This window comes from Sporosarcina sp. So3-204 (genome assembly GCF_058068165.1).
In genome coordinates this window covers 3,779,369-3,787,625 of the sequence record NZ_CM176485.1, presented here as the reverse complement: position 1 = coordinate 3,787,625, position 8,257 = coordinate 3,779,369, and the positions used below count along the sequence as shown (strand labels likewise).

Genomic DNA, 8,257 nt, shown 5'->3' with positions numbered 1-8,257 from the left:
TATCCACAACATATCAACAATTGTGGATAACAAATTTTAGTATTATTTTGTGCACAACCAAATCTTTTTTATTGTAACAGGATATTTGGATGAATACAAGACATCTAAGAACTTACTAACAGAGTATTGCCGTGTGGATGGTTTCTTTATCCACAGGCTTTGGTATGTTAAAAAGCTGTCGATATGACTTGTGGACAATAATTTAAAATAAAAAGGTGTGCACAAAGTCATTAGTTAAAATAATTTATATTGTGCATAACTAATAAGGAATGATTATGAGGGGGAAAATAAATTAAAAGATCGTTAATTTTAGGAAGGTTTAATCCCAGTTGGCAGTCTTGCATTTGCCCAAGTTTCAAGGAATGCTTTGGTGTTCAGAAGAATTTAGCCATTAAAAAATTAAAATATAACTACACTAGAACATGTTCTATTATTAAATGATTGACATTTACTATACAAAACAGCTATACTATTCAAGACTGTCACAGCATAATTTAGTGACGATCCAGCAGGAGGTGTCTTAATAAGATGAAACGTACATTCCAACCAAATACACGTAAACGTAGTAAAGTTCACGGCTTCCGTGCAAGAATGAGCACGAAGAGCGGACGCAGAGTTCTCTCAGCTCGTCGTCGCAAAGGAAGAAAAGTGCTTTCAGCATAAGGCCACTGACACTCAGTGGTCTTTTTTTCTTTTATCCTATATTAATTTGGACTCGGAGCTTTAGTCGTGCTCCAATGTAGAGGATATACTCGTACCAGCGGATGTCTCAGATTTTCAGGGGAGTTTTCTGAACGAACCTGAAAAAATCTGGACGTAATTGATATCTGGGAACAAGATTAGGAATTGAGCATAAGTTACTTATTTAAGGCCTGATTTAAGATCAATATTATGATAATTTAATGAGAAATTTAATATTAGCGACGGAGCAGGTGTATTTTAAATGAATAAACGCCAGCGAATAAAAAAAGACAAAGAGTTTCAGTTAGTTTTTAAAAAAGGAAAATCATACGCAAATCGGCAATTTATCGTATATATTTGTAGGAAAGAGGATCAAGCAGATTTCAGGGTCGGATTATCTGTTAGTAAAAAGGTAGGAAATGCTGTTACCAGAAATCGAATTAAGCGCTTTCTTCGACAATCCTTCTTAGAAATTAAAGATGAACTTCGTAAAGACATGGACTATGTTGTCATTGCAAGGAACCAGGCTGCAGAAAAAGATTTTCATGAAACAAAAAAGAGCTTACAACATGTCTTACGAATTGCTCATGTTCTAAAGAAGTAAGTAGAATGATGCCATTCAAAATGATAAACTAAGATGAATCGTAATAAATTACTTACTATAGTAAGAAGATGTAATATGGGGGGAAGAATTTGAAAAAGAAATTAGGACTTATACTTATGCTATCGGTTTTAACCGTATTCTTGGCAGGGTGTACAGAATTTAAAGATCCAATCTATGCAGATAGCGAAGGCATGTGGAATGAATATATCGTTTGGCCACTTGTTTCACTAATTACGGTGTTTAAAGAATTGCTTGGTACTTATGGATACGGAATCGTTGCAGTTACAGTCATTATCCGTCTAGTATTATTACCGCTTATGGTGAAACAAGCGAAAAGTTCTAAACAAATGCAAGAAGTACAGCCTGAATTAGCAGCACTAAAAGAAAAATATAAATCGAAAGATGCTGTTACACAAGAAAAGTACCGTACTGAAATGCAAAAAATTATGACTGATAAGAAAATTAATCCAGCAGCTGGTTGCTTGCCTGTTATTGTACAAATGCCAATATTAATTGGTTTTTATCACGCGATTAGCCGAATGAATAGTACACCAGAAATTGCATTAGGATCTATACTTTGGTTTAAGTTAGCAGTTCCTAGTATTACACTTGCTGTTATTGCAGGACTTATGCAATTCATCGTTCTTCGTACAGGACCGGCAATGAATAACCCGCAAATGAAAATTATGATGTATATTATGCCAGTATTTATTATCGTTTTTGGATCAATACTACCGGCAGCACTATCATTGTATTGGGTAATCGGAAACGTTATTTCAATTATTCAAAACATCTTTATTTACAAGCCGTTTAAAAAGGAAGAAGTCGTTTTACCTGTAAAAGGGGGAGGAAAAAGAAAATGACAACAATGACGCGTAAGGGTGCTACTGTTGAAAAAGCCGTTGCAGAAGCACTACAATTACTTGACGTTTCGCGCGAAGAAGTCGAAATTGAAATAATTGATAAAGGAAGAAAAGGATTCCTTGGTTTCGGTATAAAACAAGCTGAAGTTACCGTGACCGTCATTAATGTAGTCAATATTTCTGAGACCGATGGAATACAACAAAAAGACCAATTAGAATCTGTCGTTTCAATGGAAAGTGAAGTCCAAATGGAATTGACTAAGTCTTCAATGGAGGATAGTGAAGAGTTAATCTCCGCAGTGTCAATAGAAGAGGTTAACTCGAAACTAGATCCAATATTGGAAACCGGCCGTTACTTGGAAAGAATTGCACTTGATATGGGAATTAAAGATTGTGTAGTTACACATAAAATTGAAGGTAAGTACGTTAATTTTCAACTAGAAAGTAATCAAGCTGCATTACTTATCGGTAAACGCGGACAAACACTAAATGCTATGCAACAATTAGCCCAATTAGTAACAAATAAATATACTGAGCAGTTCAAAGTGGTTCGAATAGATGTTGGTGATTATCGTGAAAAACGTCGACAATCTTTAGAGCTTTTAGCAGATAGAATGGCTGATAAGGCCGTGCGAACTGGTCAAAAAGTACAACTAGAACCGATGCCTTCTTATGAAAGAAAAGTCATTCATCACACTTTATCCAATAGGTTTGATGTTGAAACCTTTTCAGAGGGAAATGATCCATATAGGTACTTAGTAATCGAATCTGTACGTTAAATAAAAACCCCTTTTTGAGAATGGTATCCTCTCTAAAAAGGGGTTTTTATTTTGCAAAAAAATTCCAATATGAATTATCCACATTATTTCTGTTGTAGCACTATGAGGTTTAATACATTTATGGTATTATAATACGTTAGAGAGTCATGTTCGGAAATATGTTACACACATGTGTATAACTAAGCCAGGAAGGTGAAAAATTTTGCATTTTGATACAATAGCTGCCATTTCGACTCCAATGGGAGAAGGAGCAATTGCCATCGTTAGATTAAGTGGTGACGAAGCGATTCGAATAGCAAATCGTATTTTCCTTTCTCCTAATGGCAAAAATTTAATAGATGAAAAGTCACATACAATACACTATGGTCACCTAATAGAGCCTGATTCGGGAGAAGTTGTTGAAGAAGTAATGGTTTCACTCATGAAGGGGCCTAAAACTTTTACACGTGAAGATGTGATAGAAGTGAATTGTCATGGTGGTATTGTCGCAGTAAACAGAGTTCTTAAGCTTGTATTAAAAGAAGGAGCTCGTCTAGCCGAACCAGGTGAATTTACGAAGAGAGCCTTTCTGAATGGGCGTATTGATCTTTCTCAATCAGAAGCCGTAATGGACTTAATTCGTGCTAAAACGGATAGAGCGATGAATGTTGCGCTAAATCAAATGGACGGAAAGCTTTCAAGATTGATTGGTGTATTAAGAAATGCGCTTGTTGAAACACTTGCCGAAGTTGAAGTGAAAATTGATTACCCTGAATATGACGATGTCGAGGAAACCACGATTCCACATATGATTGAAAAAAGTATGTGGGTTAGGGAAGAAATTGATAAACTCCTTCTGACTTCATCGCAGGGGAAAATTTTACGAGAAGGATTATCTACAGTTATTATAGGGCGACCAAATGTAGGTAAGTCATCTTTGCTAAATAGCCTTGTGCAAGAAAATAAAGCAATTGTTACTGACATAGCTGGGACAACACGTGATATTATTGAGGAATATGTCAATGTACGCGGAGTACCACTTCGTTTAGTTGATACTGCAGGTATTCGTGAAACGGAAGATATCGTTGAACGAATCGGTGTAGAGAGATCAAGAAAAGTTTTAAAAGAGGCGGATTTAATTTTACTCGTCTTAAACAATGCACAACATCTTACTGATGAAGACGAACGTCTCTTTGAAGCAGTGTCAGGTATGGACATAATTGTTGTTGTAAATAAAATTGACCTACCCCGAAAAATAGATTTATTGAAAGTACAAGAATATACAAATAACTCGACTATTATTGAAACGTCCCTATTGATCGATCAAGGAATAGATGAGTTAGAAGTAGCAATTGCTGACTTATTTTTCCAGGGAAACGTTGAATCAGAAGATTTGACATACGTTTCAAATGCTAGACATATTGCGCTTTTACATAAGGCCCGTGAGACAATTACTGAGGCTCTTAGTGCAGCGGAAATGGGAATTCCAATTGATATGATTCAAATAGATGTTGTTAGAACATGGGAGATACTAGGTGAAATTGTTGGAGATACAGTGCAAGAAGGATTAATTAATGAGTTATTTTCTCGTTTCTGCCTCGGAAAATAGATAATAGAAAGAAGGATAAATGAACATGCCAAAATTTGAAGCGGGCACGTTCGATTGTATTGTCATCGGAGCCGGTCATGCTGGTGTGGAAGCAGCTTTAGCGGCTTCTCGAATGGGCGCATCGACACTTGTTTTAACGTTAAATATAGATATGGTAGCATTCATGCCATGTAATCCCTCAATAGGAGGGCCAGCTAAAGGTATCGTAGTTAGGGAAATAGATGCTTTAGGCGGTGCAATGGGAAAAGTAATTGATAAAACGCATATTCAGATGCGGATGTTAAACACGGGTAAAGGACCTGCAGTTCGAGCACTGCGTGCACAATTGGATAAAGTCCTATACCAATCAGAAATGAAGAAGATACTTGAGGAAACGGAAAACCTAACTCTTCGTCAAGGAGCTGTTGAAGAACTCATTATTGAAGATAACCAAGTTGTAGGTCTTGTCACACAAGTTGGAGCAGTTTACCGTGCAAAGACAGTAATTGTAACAACAGGTACATTTTTGCGTGGTGAAGTTATTATTGGAGATCTTAGATATTCGAGTGGTCCAAATAATCAAATGCCATCCATTAAACTTGCAGACAATCTACGTGAACTAGGCTTTGAAATGGTGCGTTTTAAAACCGGTACACCTCCACGTGTGAATAGCCGGACGATTGATTATAGTAAAACAGAAATTCAACCAGGTGATGAAGTACCACGTGCATTTAGTTTTGAAACAACGGAGTTTATCACGGATCAACTACCGTGTTGGTTAACGCATACATCACCGAGAACACATGAGATTATAAATGAAAACCTCCATTTATCACCAATGTATTCTGGAGAAATTAAAAGTGCTTCGCCGAGGTATTGTCCTTCAATTGAAGATAAAATAGTGAGGTTTAGTGATAAATCACGCCACCAAATTTTCCTTGAACCTGAGGGTCGTAATACACAAGAAGTATACGTACAAGGATTATCTACAAGTTTACCTGAGTTTGTCCAAAAGCAATTAATTGAAAGTGTTCCTGGCCTTGAAAAAGCAGAAATGATGCGTGCAGGATATGCGATTGAATATGATGCAATTGTTTCAACACAACTTAAACCAACGCTTGAGACAAAGATGATACGAAATCTTTATACAGCAGGGCAGCTTAATGGTACTTCTGGTTATGAAGAAGCAGCAGCGCAAGGCTTAATGGGTGGTATCAATGCCGCGGCACGTGCCCTTGGTAAAGAAGAACTTATTCTAGGTCGAGCAGATGCTTATATTGGCGTACTTGTAGATGATCTTGTTACGAAGGGTACTAGCGAACCATATAGACTTTTAACTTCAAGAGCGGAATATCGTCTTTTACTACGTCATGATAATGCGGATCTTCGATTAACTAAAATAGGATTTGAAATGGGTCTTATAGATGAAGAGAGATATGCTAGACATTTGGTTAAGATGCAACAAATTGAGGATGAAATTGCGAGACTACGTAAAGTAACGATTAAACCTAATGAAAACGTGCACGAGATTATGCGTGAAACAGAAGGTTCCGAATTAAAAGAACCAATGAAGGCGGCAAATCTTTTAAAACGTCCAGAAATGAATTATAAACAAATTTCCAGAATAGTTCCTCCTGAACAATTGTTGTCTGACGATGTACAAGAACAAGTTGAAATCTTCATTAAGTATGAAGGTTATATCGGAAAATCCCTTCAGCAAGTTGATAGAATGAAGAAGATGGAAGATAAAAAAATCCCAGATAATATTGATTATGATGCAATTTCTGGTATTGCTTCAGAAGCAAGGGCAACATTAAATGTTGTGAGACCACTTTCGATTGCACAGGCTTCACGTATGCCAGGTGTGAATCCAGCAGATATTTCTATTCTTCTTGTATATATTGAACATGGTAGAATTGCAAAAAGAACGAGCTAAAAAGTTATTATTGACGATATTTGTTTTTTGAGGGGGTAGTCAGATGAACAAGACACAATTTTATGAAGCATTAAAGGAATATGGGATTGAATTAAATGATATTCAGCAGGATCAGTTTACGCGCTATTTTGAACTCCTTGTTGAGTGGAATGAAAAGATGAATTTAACTGCCATTACTGATGAACAATCTGTATACTTAAAACACTTCTATGATTCAATCTCTTTAGCCTTTTATGTCACTATGAAAGGTCAGAAAACAATTTGTGATGTCGGTGCAGGAGCAGGTTTTCCAAGTATCCCACTTAAAATTTGTTTCCCAGATTTAGAAGTTACGATTATTGATTCGCTTAACAAAAGAATTAACTTCCTTGAACACTTAGCAGAGGAACTGAAGTTAAAAGATGTTCATTTTGTACATTCCAGAGCAGAAGATTTTGCACAGGATAAGAAGTACCGTGAAAAGTTTGATGTTGTTACAGCAAGGGCTGTCGCACGGTTATCGGTCTTATCAGAGCTATGCGTCCCATTAGTTAAAAAAGACGGCTTATTTATATCTATGAAAGGTGCAGCAGCAGAAGATGAATTACTTGATTCCAAAAAAGCATTGACTGTATTGGGTGCCGAATTAAAAGAAAAGTATTCTTTTGTATTACCGCAAGAAAATAGCGAAAGAAATATATTTGTATTTAACAAAGTTAAAAAAACACCTAGTAAGTATCCACGTAAACCGGGTGTTCCGAACAAAACACCAATTTAATGAAATAACAACATATTATATATATATTTTTATAGTCAATATATACTTTTGAATTAATTGTTATGTTTCACGTGGAACAATTAGTATGAAAGGTATATACTTAGATATAGATAGTAAATAGAAAATAGCTTGTAGTTTTGAAAAGGTGGTGCCGGGAATGAAAAGTCCTTTTTCACGATTTTTTGGAAATGCGGAAAAAGACGGTGATTCGCAAACTAGTGAAGGTAATCATCACGAGAAGATTGAGCAAATAGATATTAATTCAATTAGTCCGAATAAATACCAGCCTCGTTCAATATTCTCAGAAGAAAAAATTGAGGAACTTGCCAGAACAATACATACACATGGAGTTATACAACCAATTGTTATTAGACGAAGTGGGGAAAACTCATATGAAATTATTGCTGGTGAACGAAGATATCGCGCAATGGTGTCACTTAACTGGGACAAGGTACCTGCCATTGTTAGAAATCTTGATGATAAAGAAACAGCTTCAATTGCATTGATTGAGAACCTTCAACGAGAAGAGTTAACATCGATTGAAGAAGCTTATGCATATGAAAAGTTGCTAGAATTGCATGAATTAACCCAAGAAGCACTTGCGCAAAGACTTGGGAAAGGACAATCAACAGTTGCTAATAAGTTACGATTATTAAAACTACCAGACGAAATTAAAAATGCAATATTAGAGAAAAAGATTACTGAACGCCACGCTCGGGCATTAATACCTTTGAAAGAGGAACAACTTCAAATTTTAATGTTAAATGAATTAATAGAAAACCAGTTGAATGTAAAGCAATTAGAAAACAGGGTCCGTGAAACTTTAAACCCTGAAAAAGAAGTTGAAAAGAAACCAAGAACTCCAAAAAGAAAGTCAGTTAGTCGTGACGTTCGAATTGCTTTAAATACAATTAAACAATCGTTATCACTTGTAACTAAAAGTGGTATTAATGTGGAAACAGAAGAAGAGGATTCTGAGGATTTTTACACGATTGTTGTAAAAATACCAAAGAAATGAATAAAAACTCTTGCTTAAATAATGCAAGAGTTTTTTTAGTCTAACTTGCACA

General features: G+C 35.9%; 8 protein-coding genes. All 8 read left to right on the top strand.

Translation table 11 applies throughout. The annotated features are described in order from the left end of the window. Positions 1 to 528 precede the first annotated feature (528 nt). The 8 genes from rpmH (at position 529) to noc (ending at position 8,205) form a co-directional block, all read left to right on the top strand. Positions 529 to 663 carry a 50S ribosomal protein L34 gene (rpmH, locus tag AC3RV6_RS18745; RefSeq protein ID WP_489747466.1) on the top strand — a complete coding sequence of 45 codons (135 nt, stop codon included), beginning with the start codon at positions 529 to 531 and terminating at the stop codon, positions 661 to 663. Positions 664 to 943: 280 nt separating this feature from the next. After that, on the top strand, positions 944 to 1,285 hold the full coding sequence (rnpA, locus tag AC3RV6_RS18740; protein ID WP_489747465.1) for a ribonuclease P protein component: 342 nt from the start codon (positions 944 to 946) through the stop codon (positions 1,283 to 1,285). A gap of 89 nt (positions 1,286 to 1,374) precedes the next feature. Further along, positions 1,375 to 2,148, top strand: coding sequence for a membrane protein insertase YidC (yidC, locus tag AC3RV6_RS18735; protein ID WP_489747464.1), 774 nt, complete (start codon positions 1,375 to 1,377; stop codon positions 2,146 to 2,148). Beyond that, the gene (gene jag / locus AC3RV6_RS18730) at positions 2,145 to 2,927 is read left to right on the top strand and encodes an RNA-binding cell elongation regulator Jag/EloR (RefSeq protein ID WP_489747463.1); all 783 of its coding nucleotides are present in this window, start codon (positions 2,145 to 2,147) and stop codon (positions 2,925 to 2,927) included. The genes yidC and jag overlap by 4 nt, the downstream gene beginning before the upstream one ends. A gap of 202 nt (positions 2,928 to 3,129) precedes the next feature. After that, positions 3,130 to 4,515, top strand: a complete 1,386-nt coding sequence (gene mnmE, locus AC3RV6_RS18725) for a tRNA uridine-5-carboxymethylaminomethyl(34) synthesis GTPase MnmE (protein WP_489747462.1) — start codon at positions 3,130 to 3,132, stop codon at positions 4,513 to 4,515. Between the two features lie 25 nt (positions 4,516 to 4,540). Continuing rightward, positions 4,541 to 6,430, top strand: coding sequence for a tRNA uridine-5-carboxymethylaminomethyl(34) synthesis enzyme MnmG (gene mnmG, locus AC3RV6_RS18720; RefSeq protein ID WP_489747461.1), 1,890 nt, complete (start codon positions 4,541 to 4,543; stop codon positions 6,428 to 6,430). A gap of 43 nt (positions 6,431 to 6,473) precedes the next feature. Further along, the gene (gene rsmG, locus AC3RV6_RS18715) at positions 6,474 to 7,187 is read left to right on the top strand and encodes a 16S rRNA (guanine(527)-N(7))-methyltransferase RsmG (protein ID WP_489747460.1); all 714 of its coding nucleotides are present in this window, start codon (positions 6,474 to 6,476) and stop codon (positions 7,185 to 7,187) included. Positions 7,188 to 7,344: 157 nt separating this feature from the next. After that, on the top strand, positions 7,345 to 8,205 hold the full coding sequence (gene noc, locus AC3RV6_RS18710; protein WP_489747459.1) for a nucleoid occlusion protein: 861 nt from the start codon (positions 7,345 to 7,347) through the stop codon (positions 8,203 to 8,205). The last annotated feature ends 52 nt before the right edge of the window (positions 8,206 to 8,257 follow it).